The 251-nt window shown below is 37.5% G+C and carries 1 protein-coding gene; it reads left to right on the top strand.

Annotated elements, in window-relative coordinates; all coding sequences use genetic code 11:
- Nucleotides 1-251 (top strand): hypothetical protein (locus ERK18_RS09400; RefSeq protein ID WP_187155218.1); only part of this gene is annotated, 251 nt, incomplete at both ends.

Here is a 251-nt window from a genome sequence, read left to right as displayed (position 1 = left end):
GAAAATGATCTTATCACAGCAGATAGTGTAGATAAAGTCAACAGTATCAAAGACCAGGCCATCAAGGACATTGATGGAGTCAAGTCAACCGCAGACTCTAATGCGCAAAACGATTTGGCTAAAGTAATAAGTGATGCTAAGACTGAATTCAGTAAAAAGCATGATGAAGCAGTAGCAAGACTCAAGAATGAATTTGGCAAAGATGCTGTGACAACAGAAGTTGACAATGCATTTGATACACATAAAAACAT

This window comes from Lactobacillus kimbladii (assembly GCF_014323605.1).
GTDB lineage: Bacteria > Bacillota > Bacilli > Lactobacillales > Lactobacillaceae > Lactobacillus > Lactobacillus kimbladii_B.
Note: the sequence above shows the minus strand (reverse complement) of the source record. Positions and strands in the feature narration are given on the sequence as shown.